This window comes from Janthinobacterium sp. P210006 (assembly GCF_036231885.1).
In the GTDB taxonomy this organism is placed as follows: Bacteria; Pseudomonadota; Gammaproteobacteria; order Burkholderiales; family Burkholderiaceae_D; genus Janthinobacterium; species Janthinobacterium violaceinigrum.
In genome coordinates this window covers 25,555-43,908 of record NZ_JAZARD010000004.1, presented here as the reverse complement: position 1 = coordinate 43,908, position 18,354 = coordinate 25,555, and the positions used below count along the sequence as shown (strand labels likewise).

Here is an 18,354-nt window from a genome sequence, read left to right as displayed (position 1 = left end):
GGGCGCTTGCACGCAGCGGTCGCCGCCATGTTCCGCGCAGAAACGACAACGCCAGCCCAAAGGCTGGCGTTGTCGTGTGTCATGCAGCTTGCCTGGCGCACGCCAGTATCTTGATCATCCCGCCATGCTGCGCAATATCAATCCCGTGATGTAGGCGCCATAGGTGCCCAGCGCATAGCCGAGCACGGCCAGCAGCACGCCCACGGGCGCCAGGGCCGGGTGGAAGGCGCTGGCGATGACGGGGGCCGAGGCGGCGCCGCCGATGTTCGCTTGCGATCCCACGGCCATGAAGAACAGGGGCGCGCGGATCAGCTTGGCCACGAGCAGCATCAGGCCGCCATGGACGGCGATCCAGATCAGGCCCAGCAGGAATAAAAAGGGCTTGTCGAGCAGGGCTTTCAAGTCCATGTGCATGCCGATGGTAGCCACCAGCACGTACAGCATGGCCGAACCGATGGTCGATGCCCCTGCGCCTTCCAGGCTGCGCGCCCGGGTAAAGCTGAGCAGCAGGCCGAACGTGGTGGCGAGCACGACGATCCAGAAGAAGGCCGACGTCAGGCTGTAATCCTGCAAGCGCCAGGCGGCCGGCAAGGTGGTGATCCAGCTGATAATGGGGCCGGCCAGGAAGTGCGACAGGCCCGTCACGCCCAGGCCCACGCCGAGGATGATCATGATGTCCGTCAGGCTGGCAACACGCGCGTGCTGGGCGCGGTAGCTTTCGATGCTGTCCTTGAGCGCATTGATGGCGGACAAGTCCGCGCCCGTCCAGCGGTCGAACGCGCCTGCGCGGCCGGCCAGGAACAGCAGCACGGCCGTCCAGATGTTGGCCACCAGCACATCGACGGCGACGAACTGGCCAAACAGGGTGGCGTCCACGTCAAACACTTCCTTCATGGCTGCCTGGTTGGCGCCGCCGCCTATCCACGAGCCGGCGACAGTCGTCATGCCACGCCACGTGTCGCCCGCCACCGTTTCCGGGTGGATCAAACGCAAGGCTTCGAACGAGACGAGGGCGCCCAGCATCACGCCCAGCGTCCCGGTGAGAAACATGATGATGGCCTTGGGGCCGAGGCGGATGATGCCGCCGAAATCGATGGCCACGCACAGCAGGACCAGCGCGCTGGGCAGCAGATAGTCGCGCGCCACGGCGTACAGGCCCGACGTGCTGCCGTCGATGACGCCGAAGGTGTTGAGCAGCGCCGGGATCAGATAGCACATCAGCAGCGACGGGATATACGTATAGAACTTTTTCCAGAAGCCATCCGGGCGGGAAGCGGTCCAGAAAACGGCTCCCAGGGTCATGGCGAGCAGGCCGAGGACGACGGCGTCATTGGTGATGAGGGCAGGAGTGGCAGGTGGCATCGGGGGTTCCGGTGAACGTGTCAGGAACGCACGGGATGCCGATACGGCCCCCGGGCGCAGGGTGGCCGTATCGTATAGCAATGTTGAGGCTTAAACAAATTGTTTAAGCGCTGGGGCGAAGATTTTTACTTGTCAAATCAAACACTTACATACTGGTTCACCACTGTGCGCCCCAGACTGGCGGTTACAAATAGCGGGCCAGCAAGGCCTTGTCCAGCGCCCCATCGAGTTCGATGCGCACGAAGTGGCCGCTGCCGGGCGCCACCTGGATCTCGCTGCCGTCGTCGGCCAGCATGCGCGCGACGGTGAGGTCGCGGTTGCCGCCCGGATGCACGGCTTCGATGCGGTCGCCCACGGCAAAGCGGTTTTTCACTTCCACCCTGGCCCAGCCGTCCGTCACGCCCAGCACGTCGCCCACGTACTGGCTGCGGTCCGCCTCGGACGCGCCGCGCATGTAGTTCTGGTGCGCCTGCGTGTGGTGGCGCTGATAGAAACCGTCCGTGTAGCCGCGGTTGGCCAGGCCTTGCAGCTGGCCCAGCAGGCTGATATCGAAGGGCCGGCCCGCGACGGCGTCATCGATGGCCTGGCGGTAGACTTGCGCCGTGCGCGCCGCGTAGTAGAGCGACTTGGTGCGGCCTTCGACTTTCAGCGAATCGACGCCGATTTTCACCAGGCGCTCGATGTGTTCGACGGCGCGCAAGTCCTTCGAATTCATGATGTAGGTGCCGTGCTCGTCTTCGAGTATCGGCATCAGCTGGCCCGGGCGCTGCGCTTCTTCAATCAGATACGGCTGGTCGGCCAGCGGGTGGCGCGGTTGCTGGTGCAGGGCGGAAAACGCGTTGTTGTCGGCCTCGGCCAGCGCCTGGTGAAATGCCAGCGGCACCACCTGCATGCCGCCCAGGTCGCCGCTGGCGTCTTCCGCCGCGTTTTTCACCTTGTAATCCCAGCGGCAGGAATTCGTGCACGTGCCCTGGTTCGGGTCGCGGTGGTTGAAATAGCCGGACAGCAGGCAGCGGCCCGAATAGGCGATGCACAGGGCGCCGTGGACGAACACTTCCAGCTCCATTTCCGGGCAGCGCTGGCGGATTTCCTCGATCTCGTCGAGCGACAGTTCGCGCGACAGGATCACGCGTGTCAGGCCCATGCGGTGCCAGAATTTCACGTCGGCCCAGTTGACGGCATTTGCCTGCACGGACAGGTGCACGGGGACGTCCGGCCACTTGTCGCGCACCATCATGATCAGGCCCGGATCGGCCATGATCAGGGCGTCGGGACGCATGGCGATCACCGGTTCCATGTCGCGCAAATACGTCTTCAGCTTGGCGTTGTGGGCGAAGATGTTGCTGGCAACAAAGAATTGCTTGCCGCGCGCATGCGCACCGTCTATGCCCTCCTGCAAGGCTTGCAAGGTCGAAAAATCGTTATTGCGCACGCGCAAACTGTAGCGGGGCTGGCCCGCGTAGACGGCGTCGGCGCCATAGTCGAAGGCGGCATGCATCTTGGCCAGCGAGCCGGCAGGCAGGAGTAATTCGGGAGCGTGGCGCATGGGGGATGGGCAAAGCCGGCGATTGTAGGCGGGCGGCGCGCGCATTGCATTGCCCTGGATCAAGGGATTGCAAGGCGCTGCGCCGTGGCAGCCTAGGCGGCCGGACAGATGTTCTGGTTGGCGCGGAACAGGTTGGCGGGATCGTATTGCTGCTTGATGCGCGCCAGGCGCGGATAGTTCACGCCATACGCGTCGGCCGTGCGGCCGCTTTCATCGTCGGTCAGGAAATTGACGTACACGCTGCCCGTCGCATACGGTGCCGCGTCGTTGAAAAAGTCGCGTGCCCAGGCGATGCAGCGCGCATCATCGGCCGGCTCGTCCCAGCGCGTATGCACGTTCATCACGTACAGGGCGTCGCGGTGCGGATAAGCCGTATCCTGCGGCGCCGGCCGACTCGCCTGCGCGCCCAGCAGGCCGAGGAAGATTTCGCATTGCGGCGTCGGCAGCTTGCCGGCATGGCGGATGACGGTATCGATGGCCGCGTCGCTGAGCTGCGTGAAGTTGTGCGATTTCCAGTAATTGCGCGCGCCCGGCGTGAGCAGGGCATCGAAGGCCTGTTGCCAGGCCGTGTACGGCATGCTGCCCACGTGCATGCCCAGCGGCTGGCCGAAGCTGCCGATGCGCTCGATCGCTTCCTGCATGGCGGCAGATTGCACGGGCGAAAAGACGGGCAGGACCAGCACGTCCTGGCCGTGCACTTCCGGCGGCAGGAAGGGCAGCGGCGGCGCCTTGCGCAGGACGGCCCAGACGGTCAGCTCGTCGGGCATGCCATCGACGAAGTCGCGGTATTTCGTCAGCACCGCCTTGGCTTGCGCGTAGGGGAACACGATGAGGCCGGCCGTCACTTGCGGCCCCACGGGATGCAGCTGGAATTCGAAGCGCGTGACCACGCCGAAGTTGCCGCCGCCGCCACGCAAGGCCCAGAACAGGTCGGGATGCTCCGTCGCGCTTGCATGCAGGAATTGGCCGTCGGCCGTGACCACGTCGGCCGCCAGCAGGTTGTCGGCCGCCAGGCCCAGCGTACGGCTGAGCCAGCCAAAACCGCCGCCCAGGGTCAGCCCTGCCACGCCGGTGGTGGAATTGATGCCCAGCGGCGTGGCCAGGCCGAATGCCTGCGCTTCGTGATCGAAGTCGTGCAAGATGGCTCCGCCTTCGACATGGGCGCGGCGTTGTTGCGGATCGATATGCACCGAGCGCATGCCCGACAGGTCGATCACCAGTCCATCGTCGCACAGGGCGCTGCCGGCGATATTGTGGCCGCCGCCGCGCACGGCCAGGGGCAGGCCGCGGTCGCGCGCATACGCCAGCGCCGCGCGCACGTCGGCCGTGCCCGCGCAGCGCGCGATGAGGGCCGGATGCCGGTCGATCATCGCATTCCAGACGGCGCGCGCGCTGTCGTAGCCGGCGTCGTTCGTTTGTAACAGTTGCCCTCTCAATGCGGCTTGCAACTCATTGAGCTGGCCGTTCGTCAAGGTATTCATCGTGTACCTCCCAGCGGCTGCATGCGGTTATGGGTATGGTGACGGGAAACGGGAGCACGGTTCCCGCGTGCCGGCCTGCATGCATCGTTTGCCAGCGCGTGGTTTCATGATAGGAAGGCACCAGATGGTACGCAAGCCCAGGTGCTGGCAAATGAGACAAGGAAGTACGAGGGCTTGCGCTGCGACAGACGATGGGCCGCCTGAACGACGGGGCTGCCGTTTCAGGCGTAGGGCGTGCTCGCCATGGCGGCGTTCAAGCCCGTGTGCCCGCGGTCTACCAGGGACAGGAAGCCGGCCTTGGCCAGCCGCGCGTCGCCATGTTGCGCGAAGGCACGGTGCGCTTCGACGAGGGCGGTGCTCCAGGTGGCCAGCAGCAGGCTGGCCGCCAGGTGGGCGAGGGGATCGTTTGCATCGCGCCCCGTGGCGTCGGTCAGCGCTTGCGCCACCACGTGCGCCAGCTCGTCGCGGATCGCCCGCGCCCGCGCTTTCAAGGTAGCGCTGGCCTCTATGGTGGCAATGAAGCCCTGGCCGGCGGCGGAAAAGCTGACGTAGGGGCTGTCTTCGGCCACCAGCCGGTGCGCCAGCAGGCGCAGGGTTTCGATGGGCGCGATGGCGGGATCGCGCTGGCGCAGCGCCGCGCGCAGCAGTTCGCGTCCCTCTTCCTCGCGGTCGAAGAACATGTCTTCCTTGCGGGGGAAGTGGTTGAACACCGTCATGCGTCCCACGCTGGCGGCCGCCGCGATCTCGTCCACCGTCACCTGCTCGAAGCCGCGCACGAAGAACAGGCGCGTGGCGGCATTCGAGATGGCTTGCCGGGTAGCAAGGCGTTTGCGGGAGCGGAGGTCGGCAGGAATCGTCATGTTGCCACGATCATACACTAAGTGTACTGAGTACATATAAAGCTTGGCGCGCAGGAATGCCGGGCGTATTATTTATGTACTGAGTACATATTTAGATTGAGTATATGAAAGTTTCCGTTTCCGCCAGCCCGCCGCCCGCCATGCAGCGCGCGCTGCCTGTCATCTTTGCCACTGTCGTCCTCGATGCCGTGGGCATCGGCCTGATCTTCCCCATCTTGCCCGCGCTGCTGCAGGAGGTCACGCATGCGGCCAGCGTGGCGCCGTACATCGGCATCCTGACGGCCCTGTACGCGCTGATGCAGTTCATGTTTGCGCCCGTGCTGGGCGCGCTCAGCGACCGCCTGGGCCGGCGCCCCGTGCTGCTGGTCTCGCTGGCGGGCGCCGCCGTCAATTACCTGTTCCTCGCCTTTGCGCCCAGCCTGTGGATGCTGCTGCTGGGACGCGCCATCGCGGGGGTGACGAGCGCCAACGTCTCCGTGGCCACGGCCTACATCACCGATATTTCTCCCGAAGCGACGCGGGCGCGCCGTTTCGGCTTGCTCAACGCCATGTTCGGCGCAGGCTTCATCATCGGTCCCGTGCTGGGCGGCGCGCTGGGCGACTACGGGCTGCGCCTGCCGTTCATGGCGGCGGCAGTCTTGAATGCTAGCAACCTGCTGCTGGCGTTGCTGATGCTGCCCGAATCCCGCCCGCCCACACACGGGAAAATCGACCTGGCGGCATTGAATCCCTTGCGCCCGCTGCGCTGGGTCTGGTCGCAAAAGCGCTTGCTGCCCATTGCCTTCATCTTCTTTACCTTCAGCGCGGCAGGCGAAGTGTATGGCGTGTGCTGGGCGCTGTGGGGGCGCGACGCGTTCGGGTGGAATGGCTTGTGGATCGGCTTGTCGCTGGGCGCCTTTGGCGTATGCCAGGCGCTGGCCCAGGCCTTCTTGCCCGGCCCGGCCGTCAAACTGCTGGGCGAGCGCGCCACCATCCTGGGCGGTGTCGTGTGCGCGGGCGTGGCGCTGCTCGTCATGGCCTTTGCCACGCGCAGCTGGATGATCTTCGCCATCATGCCCGTGTTCGCCTTGGGCGGCATCGGCGCACCGGCCCTGCAGTCGCTGGCCACGCGCCAGGTTGCGGACGACCGGCAAGGCCAGTTCCAGGGCGTGCTGGCCTCATCCGTGAGCCTCGCATCCGTGCTGTGCCCGCTGGTGTTTTCCAGCATTTATTTTGGCGTGCGGGCGCACTGGCCCGGCGCCGTCTGGCTGTCGGTGCTCGTCGTGTACGCCGCCCTGGTGCCGCTCGTGCTGGGCCTGGACATCAGGGCGCCTGCCCGCAAGCTGGCGTCCTGAGCGGGCCATTGCGCGGGGGCGGCACGCACTAATGCGTGTGCGCGGCGCCGCTGGCGCTGCTGCCGGCCTGTCCCGTCATGGGCACGTGTTCGGGCGGCATGCCGTCCTTGAACAATTGACGCAGTTGCTGGCGCAGTTCCGGCGTGTCGTGGTGATGGTGTACCGAGACGGCGTGTTCCACGGCTATGCCCAGCAGTTCTTCCTCGCTGTCGGCCGAGATGGCCACCGAGCAATGCGTGTCGCTTGGAAATTCCCGGCAATCGATGAATTTGCGCGTCATGATCGACTCCTTTCTGCATGGCGCGGGCACCGTGCCCGCTCCATTCAGTATAGGCCGCAAACCCGCCAGGCCTAGGCCGCGCGGCTCTCGCCAGGCGCTTCCTCGTCCAGGCGCTGCACGGTGCTGCCGCCCTGTGCCTGAGGCGCCGCAGCGGCAGGGAAATCATCAACTTGGATCAGGCCATCGACCAGGCGGGCAAATTCCAGCAAGGTGTTGTGTTCCTGGCAGCTGACGGAGCTTGTCGCCTTGGCCGAAGCCAGCCACTGCTGCATGGCGTGCAGGCTTTGCGGCAGGTGCCGGAGGGCCGCCCCTTCGGGCGTGTCTTTCAGGCGTTTTTCGATGTGCAGCACGTCCGGCAGCAAGGCCAGCGCCCGCTCGGCGCAGGCCAGCGGATCGCCGCCGTGGCTGCCCTCGCTGGCGACATGGCCGTCGGCCAGCAGGCGCTCGCGGTCGGTGCCCGGCGTTTGCAGGGCCTGCGCCACCTCACTGCCCAGCTCGTCCGAGGGCGGACGGTGGGGCAGGCCGAAGGGGAACAGCAGCGTGCGCAGCAGCACCGCCAGCACGCGCGCGGGGAAGTTGTCCAGCACGCCCGTCAAGCCTTGCTGCGCCTTGAGCAGCGCATCCTGCAGCGACCAGTGCACATAGGGCAGGTCGGCTGGCGGACGCCCATCGTCCTCGTAGCGCTTGAGCACGGACGACGCCAGGTACAGTTGCGCCAGCACATCGCCCAGCCGGGCGGACAGCCGTTCGCGTCGTTTGAGTTCGCCACCGAGCACGAACATCGACATATCCGTCATGACGGCAAAGGCCGTCGACAGCCGCGTCAGGGCGCGGTAGTAGGGGGCCATCGCGGGTGCGCCGGCGCCGGGCACGGCCGCCAGGCGCGCGCCGCCCAGCCCGTACCACAGCCCCCTGGCCAGGTTGCCCAGCACAAAGCCCACGTGGCCAAAGAAAGCCGCATCGAAATCGCGCAGGGCCTTGCGGCCGTCGCTTTCGCTGACGGCGGCCATTTCCTTGAGCACATACGGATGCGCGCGGATGGCGCCCTGGCCGAAGATGATCAGGCTGCGCGTGAGGATGTTGGCCCCTTCCACCGTGATGGCGATGGGAATCTGCTGGTAGGCGCTGGCCAGGAAATTGCCGGGGCCGATGCAGATGCCCTTGCCGCCCAGGATATCCATGCCGTCATTGACGAGCGCGCGTCCCCGTTCCGTGACGTGGTATTTGACGATGGCGGAAATGACGGCCGGTTTTTCGCCCAGGTCGACGGCGTGCGCGGCCAGGGTGCGGGCCGCGTCCATCAGGTACAGGTTGGCGCCCATGCGGGCCAGCGCTTCCTGCACTCCTTCGAACTTGCCGATGGGCATGTTGAACTGGCGCCGCACGGCCGCATACGCGCCGGTGCCGCGCACGGCCATCTTGCCCATGCCCACGCTGGACGAGGGCAGCGAAATGGCGCGCCCGGCCGCCAGGCATTCCATCAGCATGCGCCAACCTTTCCCCACTTGCGCCTGGCCGCCGATGACCCAGTCGATGGGAATGAAGACGTCGTGGCCCGACGTGGGCCCGTTCTGGAAGGCGGCGTTGAGCGGATGGTGGCGCCGGCCGATCACCACGCCCTCGTGGCTGGCGGGAATCAGCGCGCACGTGATGCCCGGTGCATCGTTGTCGGACAGCAAATGGTCGGGATCGCTGGTCTGGAATGCCAGGCCCAGCAAGGTGGCCACGGGCGCCAGGGTGATGTAGCGCTTGTTCCAGGTGAGGCGGAAACCCAGGGTCGGTCTCCCCTCACGCATGCCCATGCACGCCACGCCCAGGTCGGGAATGGCGGCCGCGTCGGAACCGGCATACGGGCTGGTGAGCGCAAAGCAGGGAATCTCCGTGCCGGCGGCCAGGCGCGGCAGGTAGTAATCCTTCTGTTCTTCGGTGCCGTAGTGCAGCAGCAGTTCGGCCGGCCCCAGCGAATTGGGCACCATCACGGTCACCGCCAGCGCCGAGCAGCGGCTCGACAGCTTCATCACCACTTGCGAATGCATGTAGGCGGAGAATTGCTTGCCGCCGTATTGTTTCGGGATGATCATGCCGAGGAAGCCTTGCGCCTTCAGGTAGTCCCAGGCTTGGGGCGGCAAGTCGAGTGTCTGCTGCGTTTCCCAGTCGTCGACCAGTTCGCACAACCGCTCGACGTCGTGCTCGAGAAAGTGGCGCTCCTCGGCGCTGAGCGCGGCCGGTCCATAGGCCAGCAGCCTGGGCCAGTCGGGCCGGCCGGAAAACAGCTGGGCATCCCACCACGTGGTGCCCGCCTCGAGGGCGTCGCGCTCCGTGCCGGACATGGTGGGCAGGATGCGCTTGAACAGCGCGAGCAGGTGCGGCGTAATCAGGGCGCGGCGCACGGGGGCGACGGCGAACAGTAAAACCAGGCCCAGCAGGGCCACCAGCAGAGCAATCTTGAGCATGCGATATCTCCCTGTGTAATAGCTACAGGGTAGGCCGATCTGGCGAATGTTACTGTGCGGTACAGCGCATACGGACGAAGCCCGGCAGCGTGACAGTGCCGAGGAAAAAAGCCAGGCCGAGGTTGGCTTTTTTGTCATGGCTTGCCGAATGCTTGCTGGCCCGGGGCGCAATTGAACTACCGGCGCAAGGACTTGTCCAACAAGGGCCGGCTTACTGCGCGCTTTCCATGGATGCCACGGTGTCGAAAATAGGCGCGAGCGCGCTTTCCATGGCGCCGGCAGTGGCGTCGCCGCTCTGGTTGGTGATGATGTAGACGCCGAGCTGATATTGGGGAACGATGTAGGCGTAGCCTTGCGCACGCGGCACGCCGCCATGGTGTACATAATGCGTGCCCAGTTGGCCGTTCGTGCCGATGTTCCAGAAGTAACCTATGCTGAAGTCGTCCTGAAAGCGTACCAGCGGCTTGTGCGATTCGGCGACCGCGGGATGGGCGCTCAATTGCAGGCGCAGGTATTTTGCCATGTCCGGCATGGTCGACTTCAGGTTGCCGGCCGCCCCCCAGGGCAGTTGCGGCATCGGTGTCGTGACGATGGGATTGTCGCTGTGGTAGCCGGGCGCTAGTCTGCCGGCATCTGTGGCTGCGAGGCTCAGCCTGGTATCGTGCATGCCGGCTTCGCGCGCGAGCAATTGCGTGAGCAAGACTTCATAGGGCATGCCGTAGATGGTTTCGAGAGCGTGCGCAACGAGTTCGGTACCGGCGCTTGAATATGCGTAGTCCTTGCCCAACGGACCGTTGAGGCTGACTGTGTGCAAGTCCTGCCAGAATTGCCGTTGTCCGTAGCCGGCGTAGGCGGCATTGAGCTTTGCCGGCGTGGCGTGTGCCGTGAAATCCTTCAATATGGTGTTCACCTGCAATGGCAGCATGCCCGGCATATTGCTCGTGTGCGTGATCAAGTGGCGCAAGCGCACGGGCTGCCCCTGCGACTGCAGGTTCGGGTAGGCGGCCGGCAGGTAATTTTGTATGGGATCGTCGAGCGACGCCTTCCCATCGAGCACGGCGTTCGCCAGCAGCAGGCCCGCAAAAGTCTTGCTGACTGAGCCGATTTCATACAGCGTCGTATCGTTCGGCGGATTGGCTTTGCCGGTCTCCAGCTCGCCTTGATGCAGAATGAATTCCTGGCCCCGGTAAACGACGGCAATCGAAGTCGCGTGCAGCAGTTTCGACTGCAGCAGGGTGGTCGCGGTCTCGCTCATTGCCGCAGGAATATCATGCGCAGGCGCCGTGGCTGCGGGCTTGCAAGCGGCCAGCAGCAGTGTCATTCCAGTTATGATTGCGGCGAGTTTTGTCATCATGCGCACCATCCAGGGGGGAGGGGCATTTTCGCACAAGGGATTCAGCGGCGACAGAAAAAAGTCGCGCGTAGGGTGTTGCGGCGGTGCCGGACAAAAAAAACGCCACCCGAAGGTGGCGTTTTTTTTAATTCTTGGTGGCCCGGGGCGGAATCGAACCACCGACACAAGGATTTTCAATCCTCTGCTCTACCGACTGAGCTACCAGGCCAAGGCGGCGAATTATAGCAGAAAGAGATTCCACCTGACCAGAGGAAGCTGTGTTCAAATGCAACAGATGGCCAAAACATGGTGTTTTGGCATCCATATGTGACATGGGGATACGGCGATGCAAGGACGTGATGGCGTGCAGTGGCTGGCGGTGGCCGGCTTGTTCAGTATGGTGTGCGGAACGGCGCGGGCCGATGGCCTGGCCGATTTGAATGCGGCGCTGGCGCGCTTGCAGGGACTCTCGCCCGTCAAGGCCCAGGTGGAATCGAAAAGCTGGCGCAAGGAGGGCGAGGGCAAGGAGGCGGAAGAGGATAGCGGCCAGGCCACGGTGGCTGTCGAGAGCGGGCCGGCGGGTTTGCAAGTGCTCTACGGCAAGGATTTGCTGGCAAAAGTGGAAGCCGAGCAGCGCGCCAAGGTGAAAGACCCGAAGGTCAAGACGCCGATCGGCTTTGCGCTGGGGGAAATGAAGGCGACGGAATTGCGGAGCATGGTGTCGGCGGCGGGCGCCCTGTCGCGCGAAATCGATGAAGCCGTGTTCAGCAGCGAGAAGGCCGACAGCTACAAGGGCAAGCCGGCGCGCCTGCTCAGCTTCACCTTGTCGCTCGACAAGGTGCCGGAAAAGGACCGCAAATATGTGAAGAAGTTCGACGGCGGCATCGAGGTGTGGATCGCCGCCGACGGCACGCCGCTGGCCAGCCAGTTCCATATCGACGTCAGCGGGCGCGCCTTTGTCGTCGTCAGCTTTACGCAAAAGACGGACGAGACGCGCCAGTATGGCGTGCAGGGCGACCGTTTATTGTTGTTGTTGCGCAAGGAGAGCCGGAACACCACCTCGGGCGCGGGCGAGAAAGTGGAAAGCAAGATCGTGAAGACCTTGCAATTGCAGTCTTGACTGAACCGTTGCAGAACCTCACAAGCCGCTGAACCAGCGGCTTTTTTTACATGGCCGAGCTGCCGCCCAGGCCGCTCTTTTGCAGCACGCAGCGTCCCGCCTGGCACGTGGCGCCCGGGTCCGTGACGATGGAGCAGGTGGACATCATGCCATCCGCTTGCTGCTGCTTGCGGCTCGCCTCGGCATGCGCCTGGACCAAGGCCTTGAGTTTCTTGCCGTCATTTTCCTTGCTGGACCAGGCCAGGTAGCGCTCGGGCCCGCCGCAAGCCTTGGCGCCGATGGCGATGGTCTGGCATTGCTGTGTGGAATCGCAAGCTGCGTTGCCCGCTTCCGCCTGGATTTGCGCCAGCAAGCCGGCATTGCCGGGGGCAGGCGGCGCATCTTGTGCGGGAGGGCTGCCGCAGGCACTGGTGGCCAGCAGCACGATGGCGGCGCAGGCGGCGCGCAGCAGCGGTAACAGGGTGGGGGAGGTTGGCGTGTGCATGCCCTCATCATGTGCCACGCTTGCCCAAATGGCAAGCACGATTCGTCGGTTGGCCTATCCTTGATCCCGGTCATTTTCATTATCAACTCGTCAAAGTTAATATAAATCAACATCCAATCTGCGATGTACGGGTGGCAACCGGGCCGGCGTGCTGCATTTCCCCCGCCGGCGCGTGCCGCCGATTCGGGAATGTTTCCAGGAGTTAGACCATGCGCCGCACCTTATCCCCCTTCCTCTTCCTCGCCAGCCTGACTTTCGGCAACATGCTGCACGCCGCCGAAAGGGAACCGATCCAGCCGATCACGGCCGCCAAGGTGGCCAATCCCGCGATGGTCGAGCTGGGCAAAAAACTGTTTTTCGATCCGCGCCTGTCGCGTTCCGGCTTTATTTCCTGCAATAGCTGCCATAACCTGAGCATGGGCGGCACCGATAACATCAAGACCTCGATCGGCCACAACTGGCAGCGCGGCCCTATCAATTCGCCCACGGTGCTCAATTCCAGCATGAACGTGGCGCAATTCTGGGATGGCCGCGCCAAGGACTTGCAGGAGCAGGCGGGCGGCCCCATCGCCAATCCCGGCGAGATGGCGTTCACGCACGAGCTGGCCATCGACGTGCTGGCCTCGATTCCCTCCTACCGCGCGGAATTCAGACAGGTGTTCGGCCAGGACAAGCTGACCATCGAGCAAGTCACGCGTGCCATCGCCGCCTTCGAGGAAGTGCTGGTGACGCCTGGTTCCCGCTTTGACCAATGGCTGTCGGGCAAGAAAAGCGCGCTGACGAAAGACGAGCTGGCCGGCTACCAGTTATTTAAATCGAGCGGCTGCATCGCCTGTCATAACGGCCCCGCCGTGGGCGGCAACACCTTTCAGAAAATGGGCGTCGTCGAGCCGTACAAGACCGCGATGACGGCGGAGGGACGCTCGGCCGTGACGGGCAAGGATGCGGACCGTTTCAACTTCAAGGTGCCCACCCTGCGCAACGTGGAATTGACGTATCCCTACTTCCACGATGGCGAGGCGGCCACCCTGACGCAGGCCGTCGACGTGATGGGCCGGCTGCAGCTGGGCCGCACCTTTACGCCGGACGAGAACGCCAAGCTGGTCGCCTTCCTGAAGACCTTGACGGGCAAGCAGCCGCACATCGTGCTGCCGGTCCTGCCGCCATCGTCGGATTCGACGCCGCGGCCCCTGCCGTTTGACTGAACGGTTGTTTGGGGTCAGACCCCCAACACAGTTAACGCAAAGCTTGACGCTAGCGCAGGCGGGGGTCTGACCCCAGTTTTTACTTCAGCGTGCGCTGGAATAATTGGTAAATCCGCCGGTACTCGTCATACCACGCTTCCGGCTGCACGAAGCCATGGCGCTCCATCGGATAGCTGGCCATTTCCCAATTATCCTTTTTCAGCTCGATCAGGCGCTGCGACAGGCGTACGGAATCCTGGTAAAACACGTTGTCGTCGATCATGCCGTGGGCGATCAGCAGGTTGCCCGTCAGCTTGTCCGCGTATTCGATCGGCGACGAGACTCGATACGCTTGCGGATCGACGTCCGGCGTGTTCAGGATGTTGGCCGTGTACTCGTGGTTATACGTCGTCCAGTCCGTCACGGGACGCAGCGCGGCGCCCGACTTGAAGACGTCCGGCGCGCGCATCAGGGCCATCAGGCTCATGAAGCCGCCATAGCTGCCGCCATAGATGCCCACGTTCTGGATGTCGCCCTGGTGCTGCTGTGTCAGCCAATTGGCGCCGTCGATGAAATCTTCCAGTTCCGGGTGGCCCATCTGGCGGTAGATGGCCGTGCGCCAGGCGCTGCCGTAACCGAGCGAGGCGCGGTAGTCGACGTCGAGCACGATGTAGCCTTGCTCCACCAGCAGGTTGTGGAACATCTGCTCGCGGAAATACACGGGGTAGCGTTCGGTCACGTTCTGCAGGTAGCCGGCGCCGTGGGCGAACATGACGATGGGATATTTCTTGCCTGCTTCCAGCTGGGCTGGACGGTACAGCTTGGCCCAGATGGGCGCCGCGCCATGCGTGGACGGCACTTGCACCAGTTCCGGCATGACCCAGTGGCGGGCCTTGAAGGCTTCGCTGCGCGTATCGGTGAGGAGATTGGCCTTGCCGCCCGAGACGGCCACCGTGGCCAGCTGGGCCGGCATATAGCTGGTCGAATAGCGCAGCAGCAGCTTGCCGCCGTCGGGCGACAGGCCGAAGTTTTCCACGCCTTTCAGCTGCGTGATTTCGCGCGCGCCGCCATCCCTGGCCGTGCTGGCGCACACTTCATAGGTGCCCGGCGCCTGCGGGTTGCACATGAAGTAAGCATGCTTGCCGTCGCGGCTCCATTCCACATTGCTCACTTCCCACTTGCCGCTGGTCAACGCGCGCGCGGGGGCCGCGCCCGTCTTTGCGTACAGGTGGGCGTAGCCGCTTTCCTCGGACAGATACCACAGGGTGGCGTTGTCGGGCAGCCAGCCGAATTCGTCGGCGCGGCGGTTGACCCAGGCCGCGTCGCTGACGCGGTGCACGGGCACGAGGGCGCCATTGGCCAGGTCGACATTGGCGATCCAGCGGTCCTTGTTGTCGATGGCGCGGATGCGCACGGCCACCTTGGAGCCGTCGTCGGTCCAGGCGATGCCGTCGCGCTGGGCGTCGACGCGCACGGGACGGTTGCCTTTCAGCGGCGGCAGCTTCTGTTCGGCACGCAGCGAGGCCAGCGGGTCGGTGGCGATGCCGGGCAGATTGTCGACAGCGATCTCGCGCACCTGGCCCGTGCGCAGGTCGGCCAGTTTCAGGCTTTGCGCGATGGGCATGTTGCGGCCCACGCGCGTGCGCTCGTCGTCCGCTTCCGGGTAGCCCGTTTCCGTGATGTAGCGGGCCAGCTTGCCCAGCTTGCCTTTCTCGGCGGCCTTGTCTTGCGTGACGAACAGCAGCCAGCGGCCGTCCGGCGACAGGGCGCTGCCCGAGATCGTGACTTTCTCGCCCAGGTAGATCGGTTCCGGCGCGCGCGTGCTGTCCAGGCGGCGCTCTTCGTGGCGGCGCTCGCGGCTCGTGTCGCGGTCTTCCTTCTGGCGCGCCAGGTTGACGATCAGGCGCAGTTGCAGTTCGCGCAGGGCGTCCGCTTCCGGCTTGGCGTCCGGGTCCTTGGCCGCGCGCAGCAGGGCGACGGGGGCGCTCAGGCGGTCAAGCCGGTTCCAGCTGAACCAGTCGGTGCCGCTGCGGTATTGCACGGCGCCGCCGTCGCTCGAGTATTGCGGGTCGCTGATGGCGGAGACGCCGCGCGTGATCTGCGTCAGGGCGCCGCTTTTCAGGTCGCGCTCGAACAGGTCGCCGTTGCGCAGCAGGATGGCGCGCGTGCCGGCCCGGTTGACGACCATTTGCTGGCCATCGAGGTTGGCCAGTTGCGCGTCGTCGATTTTCTTGCCGCTATTGAGCCTGGCGTTTGCGCCGGCGACCTGGAACGTGTCGCGCAGGGGCGAGCCGAGGCGCTTCTGCTTGTAGTACAGCTGGCCATTCCAGCCCCACCATGCCGCTTCGACGGGCGTGCCGATCCAGTCGGGATCGGCCATGGCCTGGTCCAGGGTGATGGGCGTGGGCGCGGTGGTGGAAGGGGCCGCATGGGCGGCAGGCAGGGCGGCAGCCAACAGGGTGAGCAGAAGGGGACGGGCCAACAGGGGAAGAACCAGACGCATCGGAGATCACTTTACAGGAAAGGCGGTGAAGGTGCAGGGCGACAAGGCCGGTATTCTAGCGGAGGAGTTTCGTGGGGGAAATGCCGTAAAGCTAATGCCGGCCAGCCAGCCAGGCCATGAAGTCGGGCAGGGGCATGGGCCGCGCATACAGATAGCCTTGCAAGCCGTCGCAATCGTGGGCGATCAGGAAGTCGGCCTGCTCCTGCGTTTCCACGCCTTCGGCCACCACGCGCAAGCCCAGGTGGCGCGCCATGGCCAGTATTGCTTGCACGATGGCCGTGTCGCGCGGCGTGTCGTCGACGAAGCGCTTGTCGATCTTCAGTTCGTACAGCGGCATCGAGGTCAGGTAGGCGAGGCTGGAATAGCCGGTGCCGAAATCGTCGATGGAAAAGCGGATGCCCAGGGCCGCCAGGTCGCGCATGCGCGCCAGCGAGGCGTCGCGCTGGTCGATCAGCAAGCCTTCCGTCAGTTCCAGGATCAGGGCGCCGGCCGGCGTGCCGTGCTCGGCCAGTGCCGCCTGCACGCGGGCGGCGAAATCGGGCTGGCGGAACTGGGCCGGGCTGACGTTGGCCGACACGGCGACGGGCGATCCCGCCTGCGCCAGCAGGCTGGCGGCGCGGCACGCTTCGCGCAGGGCCCAGTGGCCCAGCCTGACGATCAGCCCCGATTCCTCGGCGATGGGAATGAACACGCCTGGCGCGATGTGCGTGCCGTCCGCCTGCGGCCAGCGCATCAGCATTTCGGCGCCCGACACCCGGCCGTGGCGGTCGACCTGGGGCTGCACGTGCATGCGCAATTCGCCCATGTCGAGGGCGCGCGCCAGCGCCCGTTCCAGGGTCATGCGGCGCTCCACGCCCGCCTGCATGGCCGCTTCAAAGAAGGCGATGCCGTTGCGTCCTTCCGCCTTGGCGCGGTACATGGCGATATCCGCCTCGCGCAGCAGGTCGTGCGCCTGCTGGCCCGCTTTCGGCAGCAGGGTCACGCCGATGCTGGCGCTGCAATGATACGACTGCGCGCCGATCTCGAAGTCGCGTGCGATGGCGGCGCGGATCTTTTCGGCCACCTGGGCTGCCGCATGGGCGGCGCCGTGCAGGTCCTCGGCCAGGTGCGCCAGCAGCACGACGAATTCGTCGCCGCCCAGGCGCGCCACCGTGTCGGCCTTGCGCATCAGCTGTGCCAGCCGTTCTCCGGCCAGGCGCAGCAGCGCGTCGCCGGTGGCGTGGCCGCGCGCGTCGTTGATGTGCTTGAAGTGGTCGAGGTCGATGAACATCAGCGCGCTGATCTGCTGGTTGCGCGGGGCGGCGGCCAGCAGGTGGGCGATGCGGTCCATCAGCAGGCGCCGGTTGGGCAAGCCCGTCAGCACGTCATAGAAAGCCAGGCGGTGGATGGCCGCCTCCGATTTCTTGCGCTCGTCGATTTCGCGCTCGACGGCCACCCAGTGCGTCTGCCTGCCGTCCGCATCCGTAAACGGTACCAGTTCCGCTTCCACCCAGTACGCCTTGCCGGCCTTGTTGTAGTTCAGCAGTTCCGCCCGGGCCGGTTGCGCGCTGGCCAGGGCGGCGGCGATGCGCGCCAGTTCGCCCGCATCGGTGGCGGGGCCCTGCTGGAACAGCAGGCTGCGGCCCAGCACCTCGGCGCGCGCATAGCCGCTGCTGCGCTCGAAAGCGTCGTTGACGAAGATGATGCGCGTGGCCGGCACCGCGCCGGGGCTGGGCGGCGCAGCGGCCACTTCGGCGATCATTACCATGTCGTTCAGGCGGGCGACGGCCGTGGCCGTCAAGCGCAGCTCCGCATTGAGCGCCGACAGGACGACGCTGCTGTGTTCCAGCGACAGCGCGCTGGCCTGCAGGCGGTCCAGCGCGTGCTCCAGGTGGCGCAGCAGGAAGGCGCAGGACAGGGTCAGCACGGCCGCGATGAACAGGTAGTTCAAGGCGATGATCAGCGCGCGCAGCACGGGCGAGTCGGGCACGCCGTGCATGTGCAGGGCCACGTCCGGATGCAGGCCCAGCACGAACAGGGTCAGCGAGGTCAGCGCCAGGCCCCACAGGGCCGGTTGCATGCCCAGCAACAATGCGGCCAGCACGGGGATGACCATCATGTAGATCTGGCTGATGGGGCCGATTTTCAGCAGCAGGCCGACGCCGACGATGTAGGCGATCAACAGGAATTGCGCCACCCGCCAGCGGTAGGGCGCTGTCCGCCAGTACCAGATGGCGGCGACCCAGGCGATGGCCAGCACGTCGAGGATGACTATGGACCAGATAGCTTCGCGCGCGGCCAGCAGGGCGCTGGGAATGGCCGTGACGATGCCCAGCACCAGCACCGCCTGGAGCAGGCGCGCAAAAATCTGGCCGCGCCAGTGCGCGAGATCGTTCGACGCCGCCACGCTGCCGTCCTTTCACCAGGGAACTGTG

General features: G+C 65.2%; 13 protein-coding genes and 1 tRNA gene. 3 read left to right on the top strand and 11 right to left on the bottom strand.

Annotation, left to right across the window (positions count from 1 at the left end; genetic code table 11):
• Nucleotides 1-114: 114 nt before the first annotated feature.
• The 4 genes from VPH41_RS19930 to VPH41_RS19915 all read right to left on the bottom strand — a co-directional run bounded on the left by VPH41_RS19930 (nucleotide 115) and on the right by VPH41_RS19915 (nucleotide 5,249).
• Nucleotides 115-1,362, bottom strand: coding sequence for a DUF819 family protein (locus VPH41_RS19930; protein WP_328571279.1), 1,248 nt, complete (start codon nucleotides 1,360-1,362; stop codon nucleotides 115-117).
• A gap of 184 nt (nucleotides 1,363-1,546) precedes the next feature.
• Nucleotides 1,547-2,908 carry a prephenate-dependent tRNA uridine(34) hydroxylase TrhP gene (gene trhP / locus VPH41_RS19925; protein ID WP_328571278.1) on the bottom strand — a complete coding sequence of 454 codons (1,362 nt, stop codon included), beginning with the start codon at nucleotides 2,906-2,908 and terminating at the stop codon, nucleotides 1,547-1,549.
• A 92-nt stretch (nucleotides 2,909-3,000) separates the two neighbouring features.
• Nucleotides 3,001-4,389, bottom strand: a complete 1,389-nt coding sequence (locus tag VPH41_RS19920) for an FAD-binding oxidoreductase (protein WP_328571277.1) — start codon at nucleotides 4,387-4,389, stop codon at nucleotides 3,001-3,003.
• 221 nt (nucleotides 4,390-4,610) lie between these two features.
• Entirely contained in the window at nucleotides 4,611-5,249 is a 639-nt protein-coding gene (locus VPH41_RS19915) for a TetR/AcrR family transcriptional regulator (protein ID WP_328571276.1), read from the bottom strand.
• Nucleotides 5,250-5,389: 140 nt separating this feature from the next.
• Between VPH41_RS19915 and VPH41_RS19910 the strand changes: the two genes are divergently transcribed.
• A complete protein-coding gene (locus VPH41_RS19910; RefSeq protein ID WP_442906308.1) occupies nucleotides 5,390-6,583 on the top strand; it encodes a TCR/Tet family MFS transporter in 1,194 nt (397 codons plus the stop codon).
• 28 nt (nucleotides 6,584-6,611) lie between these two features.
• On the opposite strand, the gene VPH41_RS19905 is transcribed toward VPH41_RS19910, so the two are convergent.
• The 4 genes from VPH41_RS19905 to VPH41_RS19890 all read right to left on the bottom strand — a co-directional run bounded on the left by VPH41_RS19905 (nucleotide 6,612) and on the right by VPH41_RS19890 (nucleotide 10,878).
• On the bottom strand, nucleotides 6,612-6,863 hold the full coding sequence (locus VPH41_RS19905; protein WP_152283975.1) for a DUF1059 domain-containing protein: 252 nt from the start codon (nucleotides 6,861-6,863) through the stop codon (nucleotides 6,612-6,614).
• Between the two features lie 71 nt (nucleotides 6,864-6,934).
• Nucleotides 6,935-9,316 carry an acyl-CoA dehydrogenase gene (locus tag VPH41_RS19900; RefSeq protein ID WP_328571274.1) on the bottom strand — a complete coding sequence of 794 codons (2,382 nt, stop codon included), beginning with the start codon at nucleotides 9,314-9,316 and terminating at the stop codon, nucleotides 6,935-6,937.
• A 211-nt stretch (nucleotides 9,317-9,527) separates the two neighbouring features.
• Nucleotides 9,528-10,835: a serine hydrolase domain-containing protein gene (locus VPH41_RS19895; RefSeq protein WP_328571273.1), complete on the bottom strand. Its 1,308-nt coding sequence runs from the start codon at nucleotides 10,833-10,835 to the stop codon at nucleotides 9,528-9,530.
• Nucleotides 10,803-10,878, bottom strand: a tRNA-Phe gene (locus tag VPH41_RS19890). The genes VPH41_RS19895 and VPH41_RS19890 overlap by 33 nt, the downstream gene beginning before the upstream one ends.
• 117 nt (nucleotides 10,879-10,995) lie before the next feature.
• On the opposite strand from VPH41_RS19890, the gene VPH41_RS19885 reads away from it, so the two are divergent.
• Nucleotides 10,996-11,769 carry a hypothetical protein gene (locus tag VPH41_RS19885; protein ID WP_328571272.1) on the top strand — a complete coding sequence of 258 codons (774 nt, stop codon included), beginning with the start codon at nucleotides 10,996-10,998 and terminating at the stop codon, nucleotides 11,767-11,769.
• A gap of 46 nt (nucleotides 11,770-11,815) precedes the next feature.
• Here VPH41_RS19885 and VPH41_RS19880 read toward each other — a convergent pair whose 3' ends face one another.
• Nucleotides 11,816-12,253 (bottom strand): hypothetical protein, encoded by a 438-nt coding sequence (locus tag VPH41_RS19880; RefSeq protein WP_328571271.1) that lies wholly within the window; start codon nucleotides 12,251-12,253, stop codon nucleotides 11,816-11,818.
• 263 nt (nucleotides 12,254-12,516) lie between these two features.
• On the opposite strand from VPH41_RS19880, the gene VPH41_RS19875 reads away from it, so the two are divergent.
• Complete coding sequence (locus VPH41_RS19875; protein WP_328571659.1) at nucleotides 12,517-13,458, top strand: cytochrome-c peroxidase; 942 nt, start codon at nucleotides 12,517-12,519, stop codon at nucleotides 13,456-13,458.
• A gap of 79 nt (nucleotides 13,459-13,537) precedes the next feature.
• Here VPH41_RS19875 and VPH41_RS19870 read toward each other — a convergent pair whose 3' ends face one another.
• Nucleotides 13,538-15,940: a S9 family peptidase gene (locus VPH41_RS19870; RefSeq protein ID WP_328571270.1), complete on the bottom strand. Its 2,403-nt coding sequence runs from the start codon at nucleotides 15,938-15,940 to the stop codon at nucleotides 13,538-13,540.
• Between the two features lie 91 nt (nucleotides 15,941-16,031).
• Entirely contained in the window at nucleotides 16,032-18,326 is a 2,295-nt protein-coding gene (locus VPH41_RS19865; RefSeq protein ID WP_328571269.1) for a putative bifunctional diguanylate cyclase/phosphodiesterase, read from the bottom strand.
• Between the last annotated feature and the right edge of the window lie 28 nt (nucleotides 18,327-18,354).

Bases quoted from the DNA above. Each gene is read 5' to 3' on its own strand.
- VPH41_RS19910 (WP_442906308.1), top strand. From the start codon at position 5,390: ATGCAGCGCGCGCTGCCTGTCATCTTTGCCACTGTCGTCCTCGATGCC.
- VPH41_RS19875 (WP_328571659.1), top strand. From the start codon at position 12,517: ATGCTGCACGCCGCCGAAAGGGAACCGATCCAGCCGATCACGGCCGCC.
- trhP (WP_328571278.1), bottom strand. From the start codon at position 2,908: ATGCGCCACGCTCCCGAATTACTCCTGCCTGCCGGCTCGCTGGCCAAG.
- VPH41_RS19870 (WP_328571270.1), bottom strand. From the start codon at position 15,940: ATGCGTCTGGTTCTTCCCCTGTTGGCCCGTCCCCTTCTGCTCACCCTG.
- VPH41_RS19880 (WP_328571271.1), bottom strand. From the start codon at position 12,253: ATGCACACGCCAACCTCCCCCACCCTGTTACCGCTGCTGCGCGCCGCC.
- VPH41_RS19885 (WP_328571272.1), top strand. From the start codon at position 10,996: ATGCAAGGACGTGATGGCGTGCAGTGGCTGGCGGTGGCCGGCTTGTTC.
- VPH41_RS19905 (WP_152283975.1), bottom strand. From the start codon at position 6,863: ATGACGCGCAAATTCATCGATTGCCGGGAATTTCCAAGCGACACGCAT.
- VPH41_RS19930 (WP_328571279.1), bottom strand. From the start codon at position 1,362: ATGCCACCTGCCACTCCTGCCCTCATCACCAATGACGCCGTCGTCCTC.
- VPH41_RS19915 (WP_328571276.1), bottom strand. From the start codon at position 5,249: ATGACGATTCCTGCCGACCTCCGCTCCCGCAAACGCCTTGCTACCCGG.
- VPH41_RS19920 (WP_328571277.1), bottom strand. From the start codon at position 4,389: ATGAATACCTTGACGAACGGCCAGCTCAATGAGTTGCAAGCCGCATTG.
- VPH41_RS19900 (WP_328571274.1), bottom strand. From the start codon at position 9,316: ATGCTCAAGATTGCTCTGCTGGTGGCCCTGCTGGGCCTGGTTTTACTG.